Origin of the sequence: Polaromonas eurypsychrophila, from assembly GCF_014641715.1 — a bacterium.
In the GTDB taxonomy this organism is placed as follows: domain Bacteria; phylum Pseudomonadota; class Gammaproteobacteria; order Burkholderiales; family Burkholderiaceae_C; genus Polaromonas; species Polaromonas eurypsychrophila.
Genome location: NZ_BMIG01000010.1, coordinates 112039 through 134103 on the forward strand (window position 1 = coordinate 112039; position 22065 = coordinate 134103).

Consider the following 22065-nt stretch of genomic DNA (forward strand, 5'->3'; position numbering starts at 1 on the left):
CTACTCCCGTTCGATCTTGAATTCTGGCGCGACTGGCGTTTGCCCCTGCAACGGGGGAAGCTGATTGCTGCGCCCGGCCGCCCCGCCCGCTAGCCGACCACTGTTGCCGCCCATCATCTCCAATCTGACACGGCCGGATCGGCGCGCATCACCGACCACGCTGGGCGGTTTCAGGTGGGCATACAGTTGCATCACGGTTTTGACGTAATTTTTCGTCTCCGTGTAATTGGGGATCTTGTTGCCAGCGCGCTGGACCGCGCCCTCGCCAGCGTTGTAAGCGGCCACCGCCAGTTCGAGCTGGCCCGGGAACATGTCGATCAAATCCCGCAAATAACGCGAGCCGGCCCGGATATTGGTTTTGGGATCGGTCAATTTTTTCTCGATAGGCGATTTATTGTCGGATCGAACGCCGTAGCGCTGAGCCGTCGGCGGCATCAGCTGCATCAGGCCAACCGCCCCTTTGGGCGACACCGCATGGGTGTTGAAGCCCGACTCGGTGGCAATCAGGGCCTGCAGCAACTCATAGTCGATGTCGTGAGTCACCGAGGCTTCACGCAGCAAATGTTTGACCGCCTTGTAATTCGGCGACACATCGAAAAAAGCCAGCAGCTTGGGCGGTGCACCAGGCGCACCGGAACTGTAGTCAGGCACGCCGCGCGCCCCTCGGCTGGTGTCGAAACTTTCGCCGCCGCGGAAAAACAGCTGGTAACGCTCGTCCAGGCGCTCGGTCGAGAAATGCGCCACCCCCGCCTTGTCAACATAACCCCAGACGTCAGCGCGAGCCGGCACGGTGACCAGCAATGCCGCCGCAATCATCAAAAAAGATAGCAGCTTGCGCCCGTCTGATATGGGCTGAATCCACTTTTTATGCATGAACATGGCCATGCCGGTGCAGTTGCATCGCTTTCATATGTCGCTACCTTAAATGTCGATTTCCACGGCATCGCCGTGGAGTTCCATCAGTTCGCGCCGCGCAGCGGCCTCGCCCTTACCCATCAGTTTGGTGACCAGAGACTCGGTCTGTGCGAAATCCATATTACCCAGTTGCACCGGCAACAGGCGACGAGTGTCAGGATTGAGTGTGGTTTCCCACAATTGTTCCGCATTCATTTCGCCCAGGCCCTTGAAGCGGCTGATTGCCCAGGCGCCTTCGCGCACGCCTTCCTTGCGCAATTTGTCGAGAATCGCAGTCAATTCCCCCGCATCAAGCGCATAGGCCTTGGACGCAGGTTTTTTGCCGCGTGCTGGCGCATCGACCCGGAACAGCGGCGGCCGCGCCACAAACACATGGCCGGTTTCTATCAATTTGGGGAAGTGCCGAAAGAACAAGGTCAGCAGCAACACCTGGATGTGCGAGCCATCCACATCGGCGTCCGACAGTATGCAGACCTTGCCGTAACGCAAGCCGCTGAGGTCGGGCGTGTCGTTGGGCCCGTGCGGATCAACGCCGATGGCCACCGCGATGTCATGGATCTCGGCGTTGGCAAACAGCCGGTCGCGCTCGACTTCCCAGGTGTTGAGCACCTTGCCGCGCAGCGGCAGGATGGCCTGGCTTTCCTTGTCGCGGCCCATCTTGGCACTGCCGCCGGCCGAATCGCCCTCGACCAGGAAGACCTCGTTGTGCGCCAGGTCCTTGCTTTCACAATCGGTCAGCTTGCCGGGCAACACGGCGACGCCGGAGCCCTTGCGCTTTTCGACCTTCTGCCCGGCTTTCTGCCGGCTTTGGGCGGCCTTGATGGCGAGTTCGGCCAATTTTTTGCCGTAATCGACATGCTGGTTCAGCCAGAGTTCGAGCGTTGGGCGCACAAAGCTGGACACCAGCCGCACCGCGTCGCGCGAATTGAGGCGCTCTTTGATCTGGCCCTGGAACTGCGGGTCCAGCACTTTGGCGCTGAGCACGTAGCTGGCGCGCGCAAACACGTCTTCGGGCAGCAGCTTGACCCCCTTGGGCAGCAGCGAATGCAGGTCCACAAAACTCTTGACCGCCTGGAACACGCCGTCACGCAGGCCGCTTTCATGCGTGCCGCCGGCACTGGTCGGGATCAGGTTGACATAACTCTCACGCACCGGCTGGCCGTCTTCGGTGAAGGCCAGGCACCACTGAGCGCCCTCGCCTTCAGCATAACTGTCGTGCGCCGCATCCGCAAAACCTTCATTTTCAAACAGCGGAATCACCGGGTCGGCCGGCAAGGTTTGCATCAGGTAGTCGCGCAGGCCGCCCTTGTACAGCCAGGTTTGCGTCTCTTTAGTCTTCTCAACCAGCAGGGTCACAGTGACGCCGGGCATCAGCACGGCCTTGCTGCGCAACAAATGCGTGAGTTCGGCCATCGGCAACGCCGCAACCTCAAAATATTTGGCATCGGGCCAGGCCCGCACCGTGGTGCCGGACTTGCGGTCGCCCTCGCCGGCCTTGCGCAGGTGCAGCTTCTCGGTCACGTCGCCGGCCTCGAACACCAGCTTGGCCACCATACCGTCGCGGTAAGAGGTCGCCTCCAGCCGTTTGGACAGGGCATTGGTCACGCTGACACCGACGCCGTGCAGGCCACCGGAAAAGCTGTAGGCGCCGCCCTTGCCCTTGTCGAACTTGCCGCCGGCATGCAGGCGCGTGAATACCAGCTCGATCACGGGCGCTTTTTCCTCGGGGTGCAGGCCATAGGGAATGCCGCGGCCATCGTCTTCGATGCTGACCGAGCCGTCGGTGTGCAGCGAGACTTTGATCTTCTTGCCGTGGCCGGCAAGCGCTTCGTCGGCCGAGTTGTCCAGCACTTCCTGGATGATGTGCAGCGGGTTGTCGGTGCGCGTGTACATGCCCGGCCGCTGCTTGACGGGCTCAAGGCCCTTGAGCACGCGGATCGAGCCTTCAGAATAGTCGTTGGGTAGTTTGGTCGCCATGGAAGCGCTGATTGTAGACCGGCAGGATTTTACGACTGGATAAATACACAGCCCTTTCGTACTTGCGGTGCATTGATGCGTAAACCTCATCAATGCCGTGACAACTTCGGAATGCGGGAAAGTGCCCGTTTGGTTACATTCATGGCATGCAATCTCCCGGTCGAAATCTTTCCATGGCGCAGGTGCTGCTCTGCGGCGCAGCCATCGTCACCCTGTCCATGGGTATACGCCACGGCTTTGGTCTTTGGCTACTGCCAATTACCCAGGAGCAGGGCTGGACCCGGCAGACATTCGCACTGGCGATTGCGGTGCAAAACCTGTCCTGGGGCATTTTCGGGATTTTTGCCGGCATGCTGGCTGACCGCTTTGGCGCCTTCCGCGTCATCATTGGCGGCGCCATGCTCTATGCGCTGGGCCTGGTCGGCATGGCGCTGTCCACGACCGGCCTGATGTTCACGCTGACCGCCGGCATTTTGATCGGTGCGGCCCAGGCCGGCACCACCTACGCCGTGATCTACGGCGTGATCGGGCGCAACATCCCGGCCGAGAAGCGCTCCTGGGCCATGGGTGTGGCGGCCGCGGCGGGCTCTTTCGGGCAGTTCCTGATGGTGCCGGTGGAAGGTTTTTTGATCAGCGGCCTGGGCTGGAAGGAAGCCCTGCTGGTTCTCAGCGCCGCTGTGCTGCTGATTGCGCCGCTGGCTTTCGGCTTGCGTGAAACCCGCTTCGGCCCCGGCCAGGCGCCACCACGCGAGCAGACCATCTTCCAGGCATTGAAGGAAGCCTTCAAATACCCGAGTTTTCAGCTCTTGATGGCTGGCTATTTTGTTTGCGGCTTCCAGGTCGTGTTCATTGGCGTGCACATGCCCAGCTATCTGCGCGACAAGGGGCTGTCGCCGGAAGTCGCCAGTTACGCGCTGGCGCTGATCGGTCTGTTCAATGTGTTCGGCACTTACGCGGCCGGCGCCTTGGGCCAGCGCCTGTCCAAGAAAAATATCCTGGCCTTCATCTACTTGGCACGGGCCGTGGTGATTGCGGTGTTCCTGGCTGCGCCGCTGAGCCCGCTCAGCGTCTACATCTTCGCCAGTGTGATGGGGCTGCTGTGGCTGTCCACCATCCCGCCGACCAATGCAGTGGTCGCGCAGATTTTCGGCATCCAGCATCTGTCCATGCTCAGCGGCTTCGTGTTTTTCAGCCACCAGATCGGCTCCTTCCTGGGCGTCTGGCTGGGCGGCTACCTGTATGACCGCACAGGCAGCTACGACATCGTCTGGTACATCGCCATCGCACTCGGCGTGTTCGCGGCATTGGTCAATCTGCCCGTGCGCGAAAGCGCCATCCAGCGGCCACGTCCGGCCACCCTCCCGCAAGGCGCCTGAGATGGCCCGCCAACTCGCCCTCTATGCGCTGGCTGTCGCGGCCACTGTCGGCGTGTTTGCGCTATACACCCGGCCGGAGTTCCTGCGGACTCTGGCCGACCAGATCTGGGCCTGCTTCTAGGCTTCGCCGCAAGCCGGGGTGGTAGGCTTGCGTCTCCAGAAAGAAGGGGAGACAACGGCATGAAAACCATGGTGATCACAGGCGCCTCCGAAGGAATAGGCGCAGAAATGGCGCGCCAGCTCGCACAGCGCCATGGCGCGCAGCTGTCGCTGGTGCTGGCCGCGCGCAATGAACAGGCATTGCAGGCGGTCGCCGCACAGTGCCAGGCCAGTGGCGCCGCCACGCTGGCGGTTCGCACCGATGTGTCCGAGCAGTCCCAGTGCAGCGCGCTGATAGCAGCGACCTTGAACCGCTTCGGCCGCATCGACGCGCTGATCAACAACGCCGGCATGTCGGCGCAGGCGCTGTTCGCCGAGGTCAGGGCGGAGGACCTCGGCTGGTACGAACAGCTCATGAAAATCAACCTCTGGGGCAGCGTCTGGTGCACCCATGCGGCCTTGCCCGCGCTCAAACAAAGCCGCGGTCGCATCGTTGCGGTGTCCAGCCTGGCCGGCCTGGTCGGTGTGCCCGGCCGCACCGCCTACAGCGCCACAAAGTTTGCGATGACCGGATTTTTTGAAGCGCTGCGCGCAGAAATGAAAAACGTTGGTGTCAGTGTCACCACCGCCTACCCGGGCGTGGTGGCCACGCAGATCCGGCACCGCGGCTTCAACGCCGCCGGTGCGCCGGCCGGCAGCAGCGGGCTCAAGGAAGACGGCGCCATGAGCGTGGAAGAATGCGCGCGCCTGATCCTGGGCGGCATGGACCGCCGCGAGCGCGAGGTGGTGATGTCGGCAAAGGGCAAGATCGGCCGCTGGCTCAAGCTGCTGGCACCCGGCGCCGTTGAAAACATGGCGCTGGCAGCATTGAAGGACGAGGCCAAACCAAAGTGAGTGCTGATCGCCTGGCCATAAATCCCCACGGCAGCGAAACCCCCTCGGAGTGGGTGCAGCGCTGGTCGCACCTGGTCCAGCCTGGCGGCACGGTGTTGGACGTGGCCTGCGGCCAGGGCCGGCATGCCGGGTGGTTCTATAAGAAAAAACACCCTCTAGCCCTTGTAGACAGGTCGCAAGCAGCTATTGATTCGATAGCAATTCCGCCAGATGCCTGCGAAAAGGTGGTTGCTGACATTGAAGCCGGGCCTTGGCCCTTTGCCGGCCGGCAGTTTGACGCGGTAGTGGTGACCAACTACCTGTGGCGGGCTTTGATGCCGACGCTGATCAGCAGTCTGGCACCCGGCGGCGTGCTGATTTACGAAACCTTTGCGCAGGGAAACGAAACTGTCGGCAAGCCCTCGCGGCCCGACTTCCTGCTGCGTCCCGGCGAATTGCTGGAGGTATGCCGCGACCTGCGCATCGTCGCCTTCGAAGATGGCTACCGGGACGCCCCGCCCCGCTTCGTGCAGCGCATCGCGGCGGTCCGGGAAACCGCGCCGGGCGCCAGCGTGCCGCGCTACACGCTGTAGCTACCAGACTCAGTCGAGTTTGACGCCTGCGTCCTTGACCAGCTTGACCCAGAATTTGGCGTCTTCATTGAGGAAGGTCGCAAACTGCTCCGGCGAGGACGACAGCGCCACATCCGTGCCTTCACGCGCCAGCGCAGCCTTGACGGACGGCTGCTGCAGCGCCGCGGTGGTCGCATCGAAAATTTTCTTGACGATGGCCGGCGGTGTACCCACTGGCACAAAAAAGCCGTACCAGAACTCGATGCTGTACTCCGGCAGGCCGGCTTCGGCCATGCCCGGTACACCGGGAACCAGCGCTGAGCGTTCGCGCGTGCTGACCGCCAGTCCGCGCAGGCGGCCGGCTTGCACCATGGGCAGAACTGAAGGCGGCGTGCCGAAGGTTAGCTGAGTGTCACCTGCGATCACTGACTGGACGGCCGGGCCACCACCACGAAACGGGATGTGCGTCATCTGCACGCCGGTGATCTGCAGGAACAGCGCGGCGCCCAGGTGTGGGGCCGAGCCGTTGCCCGAGGTCGCGTAGTTGAGCGTACCTGGCGCCTTTTTGGCTTTGTCGATAAGGTCCTTGACGGACGTAATGCCCTGGGCCGGATTGGCAGCGATCACCAGCGGCGAGGTGGTGACCTTGGTGATGGGCATCAGGTCGCGGGCGGTGTAGCCCAGCTTGGGGTTGAGCGCCGGATTCACTGAAATACTGCTGGGGCTCGCGATAAGGATGGTGTAGCCGTCCGGCGCAGCCTTGGCCGCTGCCTCAGCTGCAATGCTGGAGCCGGCGCCGGCGCGATTTTCGATCACGATGGGCTGACCCATGGCCTTGCCGAGCGCCTCGCTCATGGCACGGGCCACATAGTCGGCGGCACCGCCCGGTGCGAAGCCGACCAGCATGCGAATCGGTTTGGCGGGGTAGGCCGGTGCCTGGGCCATGGCGCCAAAGCTCAGGCTGCCAAGCAGAAATGCGGATAAGAATTTTGTTGTTGTCATGGTGTTGTCTCCTTGTGGATGGTGAGGGCTAACGCTCGCCGGGCATGGCGAGAACAATTTTTCCGAGATGCTGGTTGGCGTCCATGCAGGCTTTGGCCGCAGCCAGTTCGCCGAAGGCAAACACCTTGTCCACCAGCGGCCGAATACGCCCGTCCGCCAGCGCCGGCAACACGTCGGTGATAAAGCCCGCCACGCTGCGGGCGCGCTGCTCGCGCGTGCGCAACTTGTTCGACACGCCAAACAGGTGGAGGCGTTTCATGTGCAGGGTTTCGAGATCCAGCTCGGCCTGCAGCTCGCCATCGACATAACCGACGGTGGCGTGCCGGCCCTCAAAAGCCAGGCAGCGCAGCCCTTCCGCGAACACCGAGCCACCGACTGCATTGACAACCAGGTTCACGCCCTTGTTGACTGTGGCCTGCATGACGGCCTCGAAAAAATCGGCCTTGCGCGTGCACAGGCCAATGTCAAGCCCGAGCGGCTGCAGGCGGGCCAGCTTTTCCGCCGAACCGGAGGTGCCGATCACGCGCGCACCGAGGGCCTTCGCCGTCTGCAGCGCGGCCACGCCGACGCCGGATGAGATCCCATTGACCAGCAGCCACTCGCTGGCGACCAGCCGTCCCTGCTCGACCAGCATGTCATAGACCACCATGAAGGTCAGCGGCACACTGGCGGCCTCTTCCCAGGACAGCGCGGCTGGCATGCGCATTACCTCGTGCAGGTCCATAAGAACGTATTCCGAAAAGGCTGCGGTACAGCGGCCCATGACACGATCGCCGGGCTGGAAGCCGCTGATGTCCGCGCCAAGCTTAACCACCTCACCGGCGCCCTCCATGCCTACCGCCTTGCCGGCCGCACTCAATCCGGTGAGCAGTTCGCCGCGGTTCATGCCGGCAGCGTGAAGGCGAACCAGCAGTTGCCGGGTTCCCGGCTCGGGCCGCGCGACGTCGCGCAACTCAAGCGTGGATTCGTTGTCGAGGGTCTTCATCCAGTAAGACTGCATGGCTTGGTTTTCCTGTGTGTGGATTGATGCGAGCGCGCGGTGGGCAGTCTTTTTTATTTCCCGGTAAACACCGGTTTGCGTTTTTCCATGAAGGCCTTGCGGCCTTCGGCGTAGTCCGCACTGTCAAAACAGCCGCGTATCAGTTGCTGGCACATCGCCAGGTCCAGTTCGGGCGAAGGCTTGAGGATTTCAGCAGTAATGGCCTTGGCCGCGCGTATGGTCAGCGGTGCATTGGCAGCCATGGCCGCCGTGTATTCCGCCAGCAGCGCCGGCAGTTGCGCCGGCTCGCAGACGCGCAACACCAGGCCCAACGCGTGTGCTTCGGCCGCATCTATCTTGCGGGCCGTGAAAAACAGGTCCTTCGCCGCGCCGGGGCCGATCAGATCGACCAGGTTTTTCATGGCCGAGTAGCGGTAACCCAGGCCTAGCCGTGCCGCCGGGATCGAAAACACCGAATCGCTTGCGGCAATGCGGATGTCGCAGCTGATCGCCACGTTCACACCGCCGCCTATGCAGTAGCCGCGTATGCACGACAGCGTGGGCTTGCTGAAGTTGAGGATGCTCATCAGCGCGTTTTCTGCCATGTGTTCATAACGCGTGACTGCCTCTTTCGCGGCCCGCATGTCCTCAAACTGGGAGATGTCGGCGCCGGACACAAAGGCTTTTTCGCCGGCCCCCGAAAACACCACCAACCGCACACGGTCATCGGTTTCCGCCAGACTCAGCAGCGGCGGCACCGCCTCCCACATGTCCACCGACAGCGCGTTGTGGCGCGCCGGGTTGTTGAAACGGATGTGCAGCGTGCAAGCATCCAGCCAGGTCAACACCCGTTCGGTGGGAGATTCATAAGTCAGGTCAGGCATCAATACACTCCGGTTGATTTCATGCGCGCCAGGTCGTCGGCGCCCCAGCCCAGTTCGGCCAGGATTTCCTCTGTATGCTCGCCGCGCCGCGGCGCCGCGCGAACGATGCTGCTGGGCGTACGTTCAAGCTGCACCGGTTGGCCGACCAGGCGCTGCGCACCCAGGTGCGTGGACACCACCTCCTTGACCATGGCCAAATGCTGGATCTGCGGCTCTTCAAACACCTCCGCCATGGTGTTGATGTGACCGCAGGCGACGCCGCCGGCGTTCAGGCGTTCTATCCAGTAATCCCTATCCTGCGCCGCCAGCAGCCGGTTGATTTCGGCGTTGAGCGCGTCGCGGTTGATGGAGCGGCCACGTTTGTCCTTGTAACGCTCGTCGCCGACCCATTGCGGCGCGCCCAGAATGTCGCAAAAGCGCTCCCATATCTTGGAGCCGAACACTGCGATGTTCATGTAGCCGTCGCGCGCCTTGTAGACGCCGGTCGGAATACTGGTCGGGTGGAAGTTGCCGGCTTGCGCGGCGACTTCACCGTCGATCAGCCAGCGCGAGGTCTGGAAATCCATCATGTAGACCATGGATTCAAGCAGCGAGGTGTGCAACCACTGGCCCTTGCCCGAAGCCGCGCGCTCGAGCAGCGCCACCAGGATGCCCTGGGCCGCAAAAATGCCGGCGCACAGGTCGGCGATCGGGATGCCCACGCGCATGGGGCCCTGCTCGACCATACCGGTCACCGACATCAGCCCGCCCATGCCCTGGGCAATCTGGTCAAAGCCGGGGCGCGTTGCCAGCGGGCCGGTCTGGCCGAAGCCCGAGATGCTGGCGTACACCAGGCCCGGGTTGTCCACGGCCAGGGTTTCATAGTCAATCCCCAGCCGAAACTTGACGTCAGGCCGGAAGTTCTCCACCACCACGTCAGCGCCGGCAATCAGGCGTTTGAGCACACTGATGCCCTCAGGCTCCTTGAGGTTGAGCGTGATCGAACGTTTATTGCGGTGGGTGTACTGGTAGTCCGAGCCTTCCTGGCCGCCCAGGGTGTCGTCGCCGCGCATGTGTTCGGGCATTTGCACCTGGATCACGTCAGCCCCCCAGTCGGCAAGCTGGCGGCAGGCGGTGGGTCCGGCACGGACCTGGGTAAGGTCCACCACCCGAAAGCGCGCAAGCGCGGAAGAAGCAGGCATGTGTGGCATGTAGAAATCCGGAAAAAACTCAAAAACAAAACGGCAAGTGTCATCGTTCAAGTCGCAAAGTGTCAACACTTTTTATGAAAAAGAGAACACTTTTATCGAATTTCACTTTTCAAACTGCGCTTGTTCGCTACCATAGGGACACTCTTGTCACGCGCCCGCAAAGCGTCCTACCGGCCCTCAAGCCCATGTCATCACCCAAAGAAAAGCCAGAGCAGGGACTGCCGATCTTTATTGCCGATGAGCTCAAGCACCTGATCTATACAGGGGCGCTCAAACCCGGCGAACGCCTCAACGAGGCGGCGCTGGCGCTGCGCATGGGCACCAGCCGCGGCCCCATTCGCGAGGCCATCCGCATGCTCACCGGTCTGGGCATCGTGAAAGCCGTCGTCAACCGCGGCGTGTTTGTGCGCCAGATCTCGATGCGCGAAATGCTGGAAATTTATGACCTGCGCGCGCTGGTGTTCGGTTTTGCTGCTGAACGCGCCACCGAGCACATCGGTGAGGAGCACAAGCAGCTGTTCGAGCACCTGTTGGCACAGATGGATGAGGCCTGCGAGGCCGAGGACGCCGACCGTTATTACGACCTGAATCTGCAGTTCCACGCGATGATCCTGCGCCTGTCGAACAACCACCGCGCCCACGAAACCTATGACGAGTATGTCAAGGAGCTGCACCTGTTCCGACGGCGATATTTCAACTCGCCGGGTAACATGCGACGCTCCAACATCGAACACAAGTCTATTTTTGAGGCCATCGTCAAGGGTGCCAAAGTCAAGGCCCGAACAGCGGCGGAGCGCCATGTGCTGTCGGGACGCCAGCGCCTGCTGGCCAGCATCGACGACAGCAGCCCCCTGTCGGGATAAACCCTTCGCTGCGCACTGAGTAGAATGCGCAATCAGCCCGATTTCCCCGTGTGATACCGGCAAGCCGGGCCCCTCAACCTGACACACAGACATGAATACCATTACCGGCAGCATCGTTGCACTGGCCACCCCCCTGCATGAAGACGGCAGCGTTGACTACCCGACTTTGCGCAAGCTGGTGGACTGGCACATCGCCGAGGGCACCGACTGCATTGGTGTGGTCGGTACCACGGGCGAGTCGCCGACTGTCAATGTGGAAGAACATTGCGAGATCATCCGCGTCTCGGTCGAGCAGGCCAAAGGCCGTGTTCCCGTGATGGCCGGCTGCGGCGCCAACTCGACATCGGAAGCGATTGAGCTTGCCCGCTTTGCCAAAAAAGTCGGCGCCGACTGCCAGTTGCAGGTCGTGCCTTACTACAACAAGCCGACCCAAGAAGGTCAATACCGCCATTTCACGGCGATAGCCGAGGCGGTGGAACTGCCGATGGTGCTGTACAACGTCCCCGGCCGCACTGTGGGCGACATGCTGCATCCCACAGTTTTGCGGCTGGCGCAGGTGCCTGGCATTGTCGGCATCAAGGAAGCTACGGGCAACATCGAGCGCGCGCAGTGGCTGATCAAGGAAGTGCCGGCCGGTTTTGCCGTGTACTCGGGTGATGACCCGACGGCTGTGGCGCTGATGCTTTGTGGCGGCCAGGGCAACATCAGCGTGACGGCCAATGTGGCGCCGCGCCTGATGCACGAGTTGTGTGTCGCTGCGATTGCCGGCGACACCCGCGCCGCAATGAAGATTCAGCTCCAGCTCCTGCCTTTGCACAAACACTTGTTTGTCGAAGCCAACCCGATCCCGGTCAAATGGGCCATGGCCCGCATGGGCCTGTGCGGCGGCACCTTGCGCCTGCCCATGACACCGCTTGAAACTGCCAACGAAGCCACGGTTGAAAACGCACTACACGTTTGTGGCCTGATCTAATTTTTAAGGGAAAACCAGTGAAGAAGACATCACCCATGCCTACCGCCTCCCGCCAGGCATTTACCCCGATGCCATTGATGGTGCTTGCTGGCGCCCTCATCCTGTCCGGTTGCTCGTCGATCGGCGAGGCATTGCAGGGCGACAAGGTCGATTACAAATCCGCCACCAAAGGCGCTTCGCTGGACGTGCCGCCGGATCTGACCCAATTGTCACGAGAGACGCGTTACGTCGTGCCCGGCACGGCCGTCACCGCCAGCGGCTACCAGGTCGGCCAGACCACGCAGTCCGTGCCCACGGCGGCGACCACCGTCGGCGATGTACGGGTCGAACGCGCAGGCACCCAACGCTGGCTGGTGGTCAACCGCCCTGCCGACAAGCTGTGGGGCCCGGTGCGCGAGTTCTGGCAGGAAAGCGGCTTTCTGATGACCCTGGACCAGGAGAACCTGGGCATCATGGAAACCGACTATGCGGAAAATCGCGCCAAGCTGCCTCAGGACTTTATAAGAGCCACGCTTGGCAAGCTGCTGGACAGCATGTACTCCACCGGCGAACGCGACAAGTTCCGCACCCGCCTGGAACGTACGCCCACGGGCGGCACTGAAATTTACATCAGCCACCGCGGCATGGTGGAAACCGTTCAGGAAAGCCGCACCACAGGTCCGGTGAAGTCTGGTGAAGGCACCATCTGGCAACCGCGTCCAGCCGACCCCGAACTTGAAGCGGAATTCCTGCGCCGATTGATGGTCAAACTGGGTGTGACACAGGAACAATCCAAAGCCCTGGTCGCCAGCGGCACAAGTCGCCCAACGGCGCGCGTCGCCAATGTCAACAACGTGCCGGTCGTCCAGATTGATGAAGGTTTCGAGCGCGCCTGGCGCAGGGTCGGTCTGGCATTGGACCGCACCGGCTTCACCGTCGAGGACCGCGACCGCGCGCAAGGCACTTATTTCGTGCGTTACGTCGAACCCACTGCAGACAAAAAGGAGCCGGGTTTCTTCGCCAAGATATTTAGCTCGCCATCCGCCATTGCTCCGCTGAAATACCGGATTGCCGTGCGCAGCCAGGCCGAGGCAACCACCGTATCCGTACTTAACGAGCAAGGCGCAGCTGATGCGTCGGCCAACGCCAAGCGCATTGTGCAGGTGATTGCAGACGACATGAGATAAGTTCTCGTACTGCAGCCCGGAAGTAGCGGAACCAAACGAAGTGATGGCTTCGCCCCCAGGGCAAGAATGGCAACGCCGCCATGGGTGCGAAGACGCGCTTTCATATTTCGATATTTTCGGGTTGCAGTACTAAATGTTGCGGTTTAAAAGCCTGGGCAGCGGCAGCACCGGCAACGCCACGCTGATCGAGGCGGCCGGCCGACCCGCGTTTCGCGTGTTGGTCGATTGCGGTCTGGGCATCCGGCAGCTGTCGCTGCGACTGGCCGAAGCCGGCCTCGCCGACAGTGACATCAACGCCATTTTCATCACCCACGAACACAGCGACCATATTGGTTGTGCGCGGCAGTTCGCGCTGCGTCATGGTGTACCGGTGTGGATGAGCATGGGCACCTACAGCGCGCTGGACAAACCTGATTTTGACGGCTGGCTGCGGATTGCCCAGGACGGCGTCGCAATCGATCTGGGCGGCCTGCAGATCACGCCGTTCACGGTTCCGCATGACGCGCGCGAGCCTTTGCAGTTGACGTGTACGGACGGCGAAGGAAAGCTGGGCATCCTGACCGACCTTGGCCATGCCACCGCCCATGTACTGGGTCACCTTCAGTTGTGCGACGCGCTGATTCTCGAGTCCAACCACGACAGCGCGATGCTGGAGGCGTCAACTTACCCGTTTTTCCTCAAACAGCGTGTCAGCGGCCAGTTTGGTCATTTGTCGAACGAAGCAGCCGCGCAAATTGCCCGCAGCGTGTGCCATGCCGGCCTGAAACACTTGGTGGCCGCGCATCTGAGCCAGCAAAACAACCGGCCGGCCTTGGCGCAAGAACTGTTGTCCCAAGCCTTGGGGTGCCCCAGCACCGATATTGTGGTGGCCGATGCTGGTAGCGGCACACCCTGGCTCGCGCTGTAATCCTCCCCCCTCTCTACATGCACCGCCCATGAAAAAAGCCGCCCAAAGGCGGCTTTTTAACCGGAAAAAACCGGGTGGAAGATTACTTCTTCTCGCCAGTGCCGCTGGTTGCGGTGCCAGCGCCCGCGCCAGCATCGATAGGAGCAGCAGTGGTGCCGGAAATAGGTGCGGAAGCAGCAGCAGGTGCAGGTGCAGAAGCGTCAGCGGCTGGAGCGGGAGCAACCACCACCGGTGCGGGCGTTACCACGACGGGAGCGGGAGCAACAGCTTCTTCTTTTTTACCGCAGGCAGCCAGGGCAACAGCGGCAACGATGGCTGCCAAAACGAGAGACTTGTTCATTTGAATGATCCTTGATGAGTAAGAGAGCAATTTCCGGAAATCGTCAAAAAAAAACTCAAATCAAAATGATCCGAGTTTTGGTTGACCGGGTGAAAGGACTCGAGCTCTTTCTTCCCAGACCGACATTATATGCGGGTTTTCACGCTCGTAAAAACCCGGAATTGACACAGCCCGCGACAAATCGCCGGTACAACATGCCGCCTAAATGCCGAGCGTGGTCGCCGCAAAAGCCGGGCTGCTGCGCAGCAGTTTCTCGGCCAGCCGCTCCTTCAGTGCAACCCGCCGGCCGGCCTCCGAGCCTGCAACACCGGTGCTGCGAACCAGATCCAGCCGTTCAAACGCCCAGCCGGGGCTCCAGAGCACGCTGGGCAGGTCGCCTGCCGCATGGCCCCGGCAATCAACGATGTGCGACCAGGTGCGGCGCCAGGTGACAAAACGTGCATGCCGCCGGATGACCTCATCGTAGTTCTGGGCCAGCATGGTCAGCTTGCGGCCCGATGCCGACCAGTCATTGAGCGCTTGCGCCACGATACGCTCCCCCAGCGGCCAGTCTTCAAAATTAGCGTCGCAAAGAATGATTTCACGCCACCCCTGCTCGGCCGCGACTACAAAGGTCTGGCGAACCAATTCAGCAAATTCGGAACGGCCTTCGAAGCGCCCCTGTAAAAGCGGCGAAGGCGGCACCGGAAATTGATCGCTGTCCATAGCTTGCCCTCCGATTGGTGTTGTCACATTTACATGTTCCGGTCGTTTTCAGGCGGGCGCCTGAGCCAACCAGCCGGCCTCATGCCAGTCCGCCAGCAAGGCCATCGCAGACTCGCTGGCTTTGCGCAAGTCGCCAACCGACAGACTGCGCTGGTCTGCGAGACGACGCATCAGCGCGGCATCGGCGCCCCTTGCCCGGTAACTCTCACCGTTGAGGAACACATGGTGGGTGTCGTACAGCATGCGGCTGCGCGGATCCAGGCAGAGCCCCCCTGGATGAACCGCATCCCAAGGGCGGACCGGCTCATCAAACCACACCGATGCCTTGGGCTCGGTCAGGTACTCGCCCAATACACAGGCCAGCGCCAACGGATCTTTCAACGCATCGTGCAAAGCCTGCTGCGCAAATTCAAGCATGCCTGGCGGCAAGGCCGCCGGTGTGGCGGTTGCAGCCTGGGCGCGGTCCGTGTACAGATGCGGAGCAACACCGGCTTGAGCATCATCGTCAAAATCGGCGAGCCGCTGCAGAAGTTCCCCCGCCAGTTCGCTACGGCCTGGCGCACGAAACCCAATGGAGTAGGTCATGCAGTCCTGCGCCTTGCCATCCGCGCCGACGCAGGGTTCGGCCAAACCATCGTGCGCGTAGAGCGGCGGCAGGTACAGCATGTCACCAGCCTCCAGTACAAACTCCTCTTCCGAATCGAAGTTCTGCAGGATTTTCAGCGGCACCCCATCCTGCAGGCTCAGGTCTTTCTGCCTGCCGATCTTCCAGCGGCGCCGACCACTGGCCTGCAGCAAAAAAACGTCGTAGCTGTCGAAGTGTGGGCCCACGCCCCCGCCTGGCGTGGCAAAGGAAATCATCAGGTCATCGAGCCGGGCATCGGGAATAAAACGGAAGTTTTGCAGCAGCGCATGCGCGCGCGCATCATGCTGGTCCACACCCTGGACCAGCAGCGTCCAGCCGGGTGCCGTCAGCGCCGGCAGGGCGCGCGGCCCGAACGGCCCCTGTTTCATGCGCCAGCCTTTGGCCTGCTGCTGCACCAAACGCGACTCCACCTGCGCCTGTCCGGCCAGCCTGAACAGCGACGCGCGGTCGAGCACCGGCCGGAATCCGGGGATGGCCTGACGCACCAGCAAGGGCTTTTTTTGCCAGTGGCGGCGCATGAATTGCTGCGGTGAGAGACCGCCGAGCAGGGGAAGGGCTAAAGTGACATCCATGGGACAATTGTCGGATGAAAATCACCCCGCAATGCGTTGTTGCCCTGACTTGGACGCTGAAAGATACATTGGGCGAAATACTTGACGAACTCGATGAGCCGGTGGAGTTCCTGCTGGGTGGCGACGATCTGCTGGTAAAAATTGAAGAGCGCCTGCAGGGCCATGACGCAGGAGACGCGCTGGATCTGCATCTGGAACCCGAGGACGCTTTTGGCGACTACGATGAAAACCGCGTTTTCCTGGAGCCACGCAAGCTGTTTCCCGCAGAACTGGAAGAAGGCATGACATTTGACGGTTCTGCCCTGCCCGCCGGCTGCAGCCCCGACATCAAGCCTGAGCTTATCTACACGGTCACCGAACTTTATCCGGAACATGTGGTGCTTGACGGCAACCACCCACTGGCAGGCATCGCGATCCGCCTGAGCCTGAAGGTCGAATCCGTGCGCGAAGCCAGCGAAGACGAAATTGGTCAGGGCTCGATGGGGACCGGCTTCTTCAAACTGGAGCCGATGGCGCCTGGCGACCACGGCGACAACACCCTGCATTGAAAACGTCAGGCGTAAAAAAACCGGCAGGCCTTGCGGCTGCCGGTTTTTTAATGACGCCCTTGATTACATGATGCGGTAAAGCTGGTTGTTCTCGACTTTCACGCGATCACCGATACGCAATTCGCCGAACGAAGGGACGTCATAGGCACGCATGGTGCCATTGTCCATCTGGACCGAAACTCGGTAGGTTTGATTGGTCGGGGCATTGGCGGCGTTGCGGTTTTTCTCGATCGCATTTCCAGCAACCGCGCCACCGACGGCACCAGCCACCGTGGCGATATCCCGTCCGCTTCCGCCACCAATCTGGCGACCCACGACCGCGCCGGCAACACCGCCGAGAACCGCGCCCAGACCGCCGGTCCTGGCCTGTTCCTGGGTACGGAGTACTTCAACATTGTTGACACGGCCGTACTCGACGTAGTTGCCCTGTGGCGCCTGCGTCGGATAAGTCTGCGTCTGCTGGGGATAAGTCGAGACGGGTTGCTGGCTCATGGGCGCCGCGCAGGCGGCAAGACCAGCGACCAGCACCACAGCGGAGGTGAGCTTGAAGAAACGGGGTGTGTTCATGAGGAAATCTCCTGTAATTTAAAAATTGCCAGAACCGCAGAAGGAAGTCTGTCCGCAAACAGCGCATCCTTGTTCGGTACAAGACTTATTACAGGCTTGTTGCAGCGCGACCGGGGTGGGGGGCGAGGCTGTAAAGGCGTGGGAAGGCACTATCCGGCACTGTAGGAAAAGCCTGACGCACGCCGCAAGGCTGCCTTGTCAGACTTTGCCGGTCGAGCCGTAGCCGCCTTCGCCGCGTTCGCTGGCAGCAAAAACTTCCACCACATTGAATTCGGCTTGCATCACCGGAACAATCACCAGTTGCGCGATACGCTCCATCGCCTCAATGGTAAAGGCCACATCGCTACGGTTCCAGGCGCTCACCATCAGTTGCCCCTGGTAGTCACTGTCAATCAGCCCCACAAGGTTGCCCAGCACAATGCCATGTTTGTGTCCCAGGCCAGAGCGCGGCAGAAGCAACGCGGCATAGCCGGGGTTCTGCAGGTAAACGGCGATGCCTGTGGGCACAAGTTGCCAAGCGTTGGGCTGCAGGGTCAGCGGTGCGTCCAGGCAGGCGCGCAGGTCAAGCCCGGCACTTCCGGGTGTGGCATAGGCCGGCAAGTTATCGCGCAGCCTGTCATCGAGAATCCTGACGTCGATTTTCATCACTCTATTTCCGTTGATTGAATTCTTTTGCGGCGCTCTCGACCAGGCGACGCAGGGAATCACCCGCCGTTCCGGGCGACGCCCGTTTGAACCGATACAGCACCCAGACCGCCACAAGCAGGAACAGGGGCAAGCTCAACATGCCGGCGCGCGGGAAAAACACTTCGACGACCTGCAAGGCAATCCAGGCCATCAGCGCCCACCGCACCATGGACCAAACCGACAACCCCCTGGCCATCTCCCCTTCCCCGGAGGACAGCGGCGCACTCGCGGCCGCCTTGCCCTCAAACTTGCCCGAAGGGAACACCGCACCGGCCTCGCGCGCCCCGGCGACAGCAGCAGATTTGGAACCCAGTTGCTCGACGTAGCGCGCAAAGTCGCCGTCCGGCGGGGTGTCAGGTATCCGGTCCATGGTTGTACGGGCTTTCAGGACAAGCGGGCGGCAATATCCGCAACCAGTTCACGCGCCAGCGACAGCTTGGAAGCACGCGCCAGTTCGCGGCTACCCTGGGCATCGACCAGCAACAGGGCATTGTCGTCACGGCCAAAGGTGGCAGGGCCGATGTTGCCCACCAGCAGCGGCACACCCTTGCGTTTGCGCTTGGCCTGCGCATTGTCTTCCAGGTCGTGACTTTCGGCGGCAAAACCGACGCAGAACAGCTCACCCGACTGGGCGCGCGGCGATTGCGCCACTGTCGCCAGGATGTCGGTGTTCTCGGTAAACGCCAACTGCGGCGGCTGGCCCGAGCCGTCTTTCTTGATCTTGCGCTCGGAGCTGCTGGCCGGGCGCCAGTCGGCCACCGCCGCCGTTGCGATGAAAACAGTAGCTTCTGGCGCCTGCTGCAAAACGGCTTCCAGCATATTTTGTGCTGAGCGCACGTCAATGCGCTTGACGCCGCGCGGCGTCGGCAGGTTCACCGGACCGGCAACCAAGGTGACCTCGGCACCCGCCTCGTGGGCAGCGCGGGCGATGGCAAAGCCCATCTTTCCGCTCGACAGATTGGTGATGCCGCGTACCGGGTCCAGCGCTTCGTAGGTCGGCCCGGCCGTCACCAGCAACTTCTGACCGGCCAGCAGCTTGGGCTGGAAGAAAGCGATGACGTCATCCAGCAGCTCGGGCGGCTCCAGCATGCGGCCATCGCCGGTTTCACCGCAGGCCTGAAAGCCCGAGCCCACACCCAGGATGGTTGCGCCATCCGCGGACAGCTGCGCCATGTTGCGCTGGGTCGCCGGGTGCGCCCACATCTCGCGGTTCATGGCCGGGGCTATCAGCAGCGGCACCGTGGCCAACGGCCGCGCCAGGCACATCAGGCTGAGCAGGTCATCGGCGCGGCCATGCAGCAGTTTGGCCATGAAGTCGGCGCTACAGGGCGCGATCAGGATGGCATCGGCCTCGCGACTCAGGTTGATGTGCGCCATGCTGTTGTCGATACCGGCCGCCGGACGGCTGTCCCACTGGCTGGTGAACACCGGCCGGCCGCTGAGCGCCTGCAGCGTCACGGCGGTGATGAATTGCTCTGCGGCTTCGGTCATCACCACCTGCACGCTGGCGCCCTGCTTGATCAGGGCACGGCACAATTCCGCCGCCTTGTAGCAGGCGATACCGCCCGACAAACCCAGCACGATGTGTTTGCCGGCCAGATCGCCACCGCTCACGCTGGTCTCGTCGTTTGCTTGCTTCGTCATGTCCCGCAATGTAGCAGGAGCCCGGGGCCTGGTCCGCGCTCAGACCCGGCCGAAGGGTGAGTCTGGATTGACAGGTCGGACAAACGGTGCAGTATCCGGCCTTGCAATCATCAATTTTTATTCAAACAGAGGAGACACCATGACCCGTTTTTTCGCCAGAAGCCTTGCCCTGCTTGTTATCGCAGTGAGCTTCGCTGGCTGTTCCCATATGCGCGAAGATGCGGGTTGGACCACGCTGGTGGGAGGCCCGGACACCCTGCAGAACTGGGACCGATTGGGTGATGCCAATTGGCGCCTGGAGGACGGCATGTTGGTCGCCGACAAGGCTTCCGTGGCCAGCTACCTGGTGACCAAAAACTCGTACAAGGACTTTCAGATCAGGGCAGAGTTCTGGGCAGACCACACCACCAACAGCGGTATTTTCATGCGGGTCGCCGATCCCAAAAAGGTTGCTGCCACGAACTCGTATGAAGTCAACATATTCGACCAGCGCCCTGACCCCAGCTACGGAACGGGCGCCATTGTCGATTTCGCCAAGGTCTCACCGATGCCCAAGGCGGGCGGCAAATGGAACACCTTCCTGATCACGGCCAAAGGCACGAACCTGATCGTCGAAATGAACGGTGTCCAGACCGTCAACATACAGGACAGCAAATTCGCCAGCGGCCCCTTTGCCCTGCAGTTTGCCAACGGCCCCCAAGGTGCACCCGGCGGCGTCATCAAGTGGCGCAAAGTGCAGATCGCTGCACTTTAAGCGACGCCCGCCTCAAAAAAGCCCCCCGAACCACGGGGCTTTTTTTTGCGCGTCTGCGGCCAACAGGCGCTGATTTCCGCCCCGGCTCGGCAGACCGCGCGAAGCGCCCCGTATAATCCTCGTTTACCACCTACGCGAACTTGCGGTTCGTACCTGACATGACCAAATTTGTCTTCGTCACCGGCGGTGTGGTGTCTTCCCTGGGCAAGGGAATCGCCTCAGCCTCCCTTGCAGCGATCCTTGAATCGCGAGGCCTCAAAGTCACTTTAATCAAGCTCGATCCCTACCTCAACGTGGATCCGGGCACCATGTCCCCCTTCCAGCACGGCGAAGTTTTTGTCACTGACGATGGCGCCGAGACCGACCTCGACCTGGGCCACTATGAGCGTTTCATCGAAACGCGCATGCGCAAGGCCAATAACTTCACAACCGGCCAGATCTACAAAAGCGTGCTCGAAAAAGAGCGTCGCGGTGACTACCTTGGAAAAACGGTGCAGGTGATCCCGCACGTCACCAATGAAATTCAGGAGTTCGTCAAGCGCGGCGCCGGCTTCGAAACGCCTGATGCCGTTGATGTGGCCATCGTTGAAATCGGCGGCACGGTGGGCGACATTGAGTCCCTGCCCTTTCTCGAAGCGGTTCGCCAGATGAGTTTGCGCTTGGGCGCCAACAACACGGCTTTTGTTCACCTGAGTTACGTGCCCTGGATCGCCGCAGCCGGCGAACTGAAAACCAAACCAACCCAGCACACAGCCAAGCAACTGCGCGAAATCGGCATCCAGGCTGACGTATTGCTGTGCCGCGCCGATCGCCCGATTCCCGCCGAGGAGCGCGCCAAGATTTCGCTGTTCTCCAACGTGCCCGAGTGGGGTGTGATCTCGATGTGGGACGTGGATACCATCTACAAGGTGCCGCGCATGCTGCACGAACAGGGCCTGGACGGCCTGATCTGCGACAAGCTGCGCCTGAACACGCCACCGGCCAACCTCAAGCGTTGGGACGAGCTGGTGTATGAAACCGAACATCCGCAAAAGCAGGTCAGTATCGCGATGGTCGGCAAGTACGTGGACCTGTCAGACAGCTACAAGTCGCTCAACGAAGCGCTGCGCCACGCCGGCATGAAAAACCACGCCAAAGTCGTGATCGAATACGTCGACTCCGAGAGCATCACACCTGACAATGTGTCGCGCCTGGCCAAGTTCGACGGCATCCTGGTGCCTGGCGGTTTCGGCATACGCGGGGTGGAAGGCAAGATCTGCGCGGCGCGTTATGCCCGCGAGAACAAGTTGCCCTACCTGGGCATCTGCTTGGGCATGCAGGTCGCGACGATTGAGTTTGCTCGCCATGTGGCCGGCCTGAAAGACGCCAACAGCACCGAGTTCGAGCCCAACACGCCGCACCCGGTCATCGCCCTGATCACCGAGTGGAAAGACGCCGACGGCACCATCAAGACGCGCGACGCGAAGTCCGACCTCGGTGGCACCATGCGCCTGGGCGCGCAAAGCTCCGATGTCACCAAGGGCACGCTGGCCCACGGCATTTACGGCGACGTCGTCACCGAACGGCATCGCCATCGTTATGAGGCCAATGTCAATTACCTCGATCAGTTGCGCACCTCGGGACTGGTCATTTCCGCGCTGACCCAGCGCGAGCAACTCACCGAGATTATCGAGCTGCCGCGTGATGTGCACCCCTGGTTCATCGGTGTGCAGTTCCATCCCGAGTTCAAGTCCACACCGTGGGCCGGGCACCCGCTGTTCAACGCCTACATCAAGGCCACTCTGGACCACCAAGTGGCCGGTAAAGCACTGAAAGTAGTGGCCTGA

The 22065-nt window shown here is 61.6% G+C and carries 23 protein-coding genes; 10 read left to right on the forward strand and 13 right to left on the reverse strand.

The features are described from left to right. Both IEX16_RS14080 and IEX16_RS14085 read right to left on the reverse strand, forming a co-directional pair. Window positions 1–879: a lytic transglycosylase domain-containing protein gene (locus tag IEX16_RS14080; RefSeq protein ID WP_373288351.1), complete on the reverse strand. Its 879-nt coding sequence runs from the start codon at window positions 877–879 to the stop codon at window positions 1–3. A gap of 42 nt (window positions 880–921) precedes the next feature. Then, window positions 922–2892, reverse strand: coding sequence for a DNA topoisomerase IV subunit B (locus IEX16_RS14085; RefSeq protein ID WP_188709117.1), 1971 nt, complete (start codon window positions 2890–2892; stop codon window positions 922–924). Between the two features lie 146 nt (window positions 2893–3038). Here IEX16_RS14085 and IEX16_RS14090 point away from each other — a divergent pair, with 146 nt between their 5' ends. The 3 genes from IEX16_RS14090 to IEX16_RS14100 all read left to right on the forward strand — a co-directional run bounded on the left by IEX16_RS14090 (window position 3039) and on the right by IEX16_RS14100 (window position 5833). Next, window positions 3039–4268: an MFS transporter gene (locus IEX16_RS14090; protein WP_188709118.1), complete on the forward strand. Its 1230-nt coding sequence runs from the start codon at window positions 3039–3041 to the stop codon at window positions 4266–4268. 180 nt (window positions 4269–4448) lie between these two features. Further along, the gene (locus tag IEX16_RS14095) at window positions 4449–5261 is read left to right on the forward strand and encodes an SDR family oxidoreductase (RefSeq protein WP_188709119.1); all 813 of its coding nucleotides are present in this window, start codon (window positions 4449–4451) and stop codon (window positions 5259–5261) included. Then, a complete protein-coding gene (locus IEX16_RS14100) occupies window positions 5258–5833 on the forward strand; it encodes a class I SAM-dependent methyltransferase (RefSeq protein ID WP_229676352.1) in 576 nt (191 codons plus the stop codon). The genes IEX16_RS14095 and IEX16_RS14100 overlap by 4 nt, the downstream gene beginning before the upstream one ends. A 9-nt stretch (window positions 5834–5842) precedes the next feature. Here IEX16_RS14100 and IEX16_RS14105 read toward each other — a convergent pair whose 3' ends face one another. From IEX16_RS14105 to IEX16_RS14120, 4 genes are read right to left on the reverse strand one after another with little or no spacing between them, the layout of a single operon-like run. Beyond that, window positions 5843–6814, reverse strand: coding sequence for a Bug family tripartite tricarboxylate transporter substrate binding protein (locus IEX16_RS14105; protein ID WP_188709120.1), 972 nt, complete (start codon window positions 6812–6814; stop codon window positions 5843–5845). Window positions 6815–6842: 28 nt separating this feature from the next. Beyond that, window positions 6843–7814 carry a zinc-binding dehydrogenase gene (locus IEX16_RS14110; protein ID WP_188709121.1) on the reverse strand — a complete coding sequence of 324 codons (972 nt, stop codon included), beginning with the start codon at window positions 7812–7814 and terminating at the stop codon, window positions 6843–6845. 53 nt (window positions 7815–7867) lie between these two features. After that, the gene (locus IEX16_RS14115) at window positions 7868–8677 is read right to left on the reverse strand and encodes an enoyl-CoA hydratase (protein WP_188709122.1); all 810 of its coding nucleotides are present in this window, start codon (window positions 8675–8677) and stop codon (window positions 7868–7870) included. Further along, window positions 8677–9867 carry a CaiB/BaiF CoA transferase family protein gene (locus IEX16_RS14120; protein WP_188709123.1) on the reverse strand — a complete coding sequence of 397 codons (1191 nt, stop codon included), beginning with the start codon at window positions 9865–9867 and terminating at the stop codon, window positions 8677–8679. The genes IEX16_RS14115 and IEX16_RS14120 overlap by 1 nt, the downstream gene beginning before the upstream one ends. 185 nt (window positions 9868–10052) lie before the next feature. Between IEX16_RS14120 and IEX16_RS14125 the strand changes: the two genes are divergently transcribed. From IEX16_RS14125 to IEX16_RS14140, 4 genes are all read left to right on the forward strand, one after another. Continuing rightward, a complete protein-coding gene (locus tag IEX16_RS14125; protein ID WP_188709124.1) occupies window positions 10053–10730 on the forward strand; it encodes a GntR family transcriptional regulator in 678 nt (225 codons plus the stop codon). 91 nt (window positions 10731–10821) lie between these two features. Beyond that, window positions 10822–11703, forward strand: coding sequence for a 4-hydroxy-tetrahydrodipicolinate synthase (gene dapA, locus IEX16_RS14130; protein ID WP_188709125.1), 882 nt, complete (start codon window positions 10822–10824; stop codon window positions 11701–11703). A 35-nt stretch (window positions 11704–11738) separates the two neighbouring features. Then, a complete protein-coding gene (bamC, locus tag IEX16_RS14135; RefSeq protein ID WP_229676353.1) occupies window positions 11739–12869 on the forward strand; it encodes an NlpB/DapX family lipoprotein in 1131 nt (376 codons plus the stop codon). 133 nt (window positions 12870–13002) lie between these two features. Then, the gene (locus tag IEX16_RS14140; RefSeq protein ID WP_188709126.1) at window positions 13003–13776 is read left to right on the forward strand and encodes an MBL fold metallo-hydrolase; all 774 of its coding nucleotides are present in this window, start codon (window positions 13003–13005) and stop codon (window positions 13774–13776) included. Window positions 13777–13858: 82 nt separating this feature from the next. Here the strand turns inward: IEX16_RS14140 and IEX16_RS14145 are convergent, their stop codons facing one another. The 3 genes from IEX16_RS14145 to IEX16_RS14155 form a co-directional block, all read right to left on the reverse strand. Beyond that, complete coding sequence (locus tag IEX16_RS14145; protein WP_188709127.1) at window positions 13859–14116, reverse strand: hypothetical protein; 258 nt, start codon at window positions 14114–14116, stop codon at window positions 13859–13861. 201 nt (window positions 14117–14317) lie between these two features. Further along, window positions 14318–14821 (reverse strand): hypothetical protein, encoded by a 504-nt coding sequence (locus IEX16_RS14150; protein ID WP_188709128.1) that lies wholly within the window; start codon window positions 14819–14821, stop codon window positions 14318–14320. Between the two features lie 48 nt (window positions 14822–14869). Next, window positions 14870–16039, reverse strand: coding sequence for a JmjC domain-containing protein (locus tag IEX16_RS14155; protein WP_188709129.1), 1170 nt, complete (start codon window positions 16037–16039; stop codon window positions 14870–14872). Window positions 16040–16053: 14 nt separating this feature from the next. Between IEX16_RS14155 and IEX16_RS14160 the strand changes: the two genes are divergently transcribed. Continuing rightward, a complete protein-coding gene (locus tag IEX16_RS14160; protein ID WP_188709130.1) occupies window positions 16054–16587 on the forward strand; it encodes an FKBP-type peptidyl-prolyl cis-trans isomerase in 534 nt (177 codons plus the stop codon). Between the two features lie 63 nt (window positions 16588–16650). On the opposite strand, the gene IEX16_RS14165 is transcribed toward IEX16_RS14160, so the two are convergent. The 4 genes from IEX16_RS14165 to coaBC form a co-directional block, all read right to left on the reverse strand. Then, the gene (locus IEX16_RS14165; RefSeq protein WP_188709131.1) at window positions 16651–17154 is read right to left on the reverse strand and encodes a glycine zipper 2TM domain-containing protein; all 504 of its coding nucleotides are present in this window, start codon (window positions 17152–17154) and stop codon (window positions 16651–16653) included. A 198-nt stretch (window positions 17155–17352) separates the two neighbouring features. Then, a complete protein-coding gene (gene dut / locus IEX16_RS14170; RefSeq protein WP_188709132.1) occupies window positions 17353–17799 on the reverse strand; it encodes a dUTP diphosphatase in 447 nt (148 codons plus the stop codon). 4 nt (window positions 17800–17803) lie between these two features. Next, the gene (locus IEX16_RS14175) at window positions 17804–18211 is read right to left on the reverse strand and encodes a hypothetical protein (RefSeq protein WP_188709133.1); all 408 of its coding nucleotides are present in this window, start codon (window positions 18209–18211) and stop codon (window positions 17804–17806) included. A gap of 14 nt (window positions 18212–18225) precedes the next feature. Beyond that, complete coding sequence (gene coaBC / locus IEX16_RS14180; RefSeq protein WP_188709134.1) at window positions 18226–19485, reverse strand: bifunctional phosphopantothenoylcysteine decarboxylase/phosphopantothenate--cysteine ligase CoaBC; 1260 nt, start codon at window positions 19483–19485, stop codon at window positions 18226–18228. A gap of 139 nt (window positions 19486–19624) precedes the next feature. Here coaBC and IEX16_RS14185 point away from each other — a divergent pair, with 139 nt between their 5' ends. Together IEX16_RS14185 and pyrG are read left to right on the forward strand one after the other, a co-directional pair. Further along, window positions 19625–20239, forward strand: coding sequence for a 3-keto-disaccharide hydrolase (locus IEX16_RS14185; RefSeq protein ID WP_188709135.1), 615 nt, complete (start codon window positions 19625–19627; stop codon window positions 20237–20239). A gap of 158 nt (window positions 20240–20397) precedes the next feature. Then, window positions 20398–22065: a CTP synthase gene (gene pyrG / locus IEX16_RS14190; RefSeq protein WP_188709136.1), complete on the forward strand. Its 1668-nt coding sequence runs from the start codon at window positions 20398–20400 to the stop codon at window positions 22063–22065.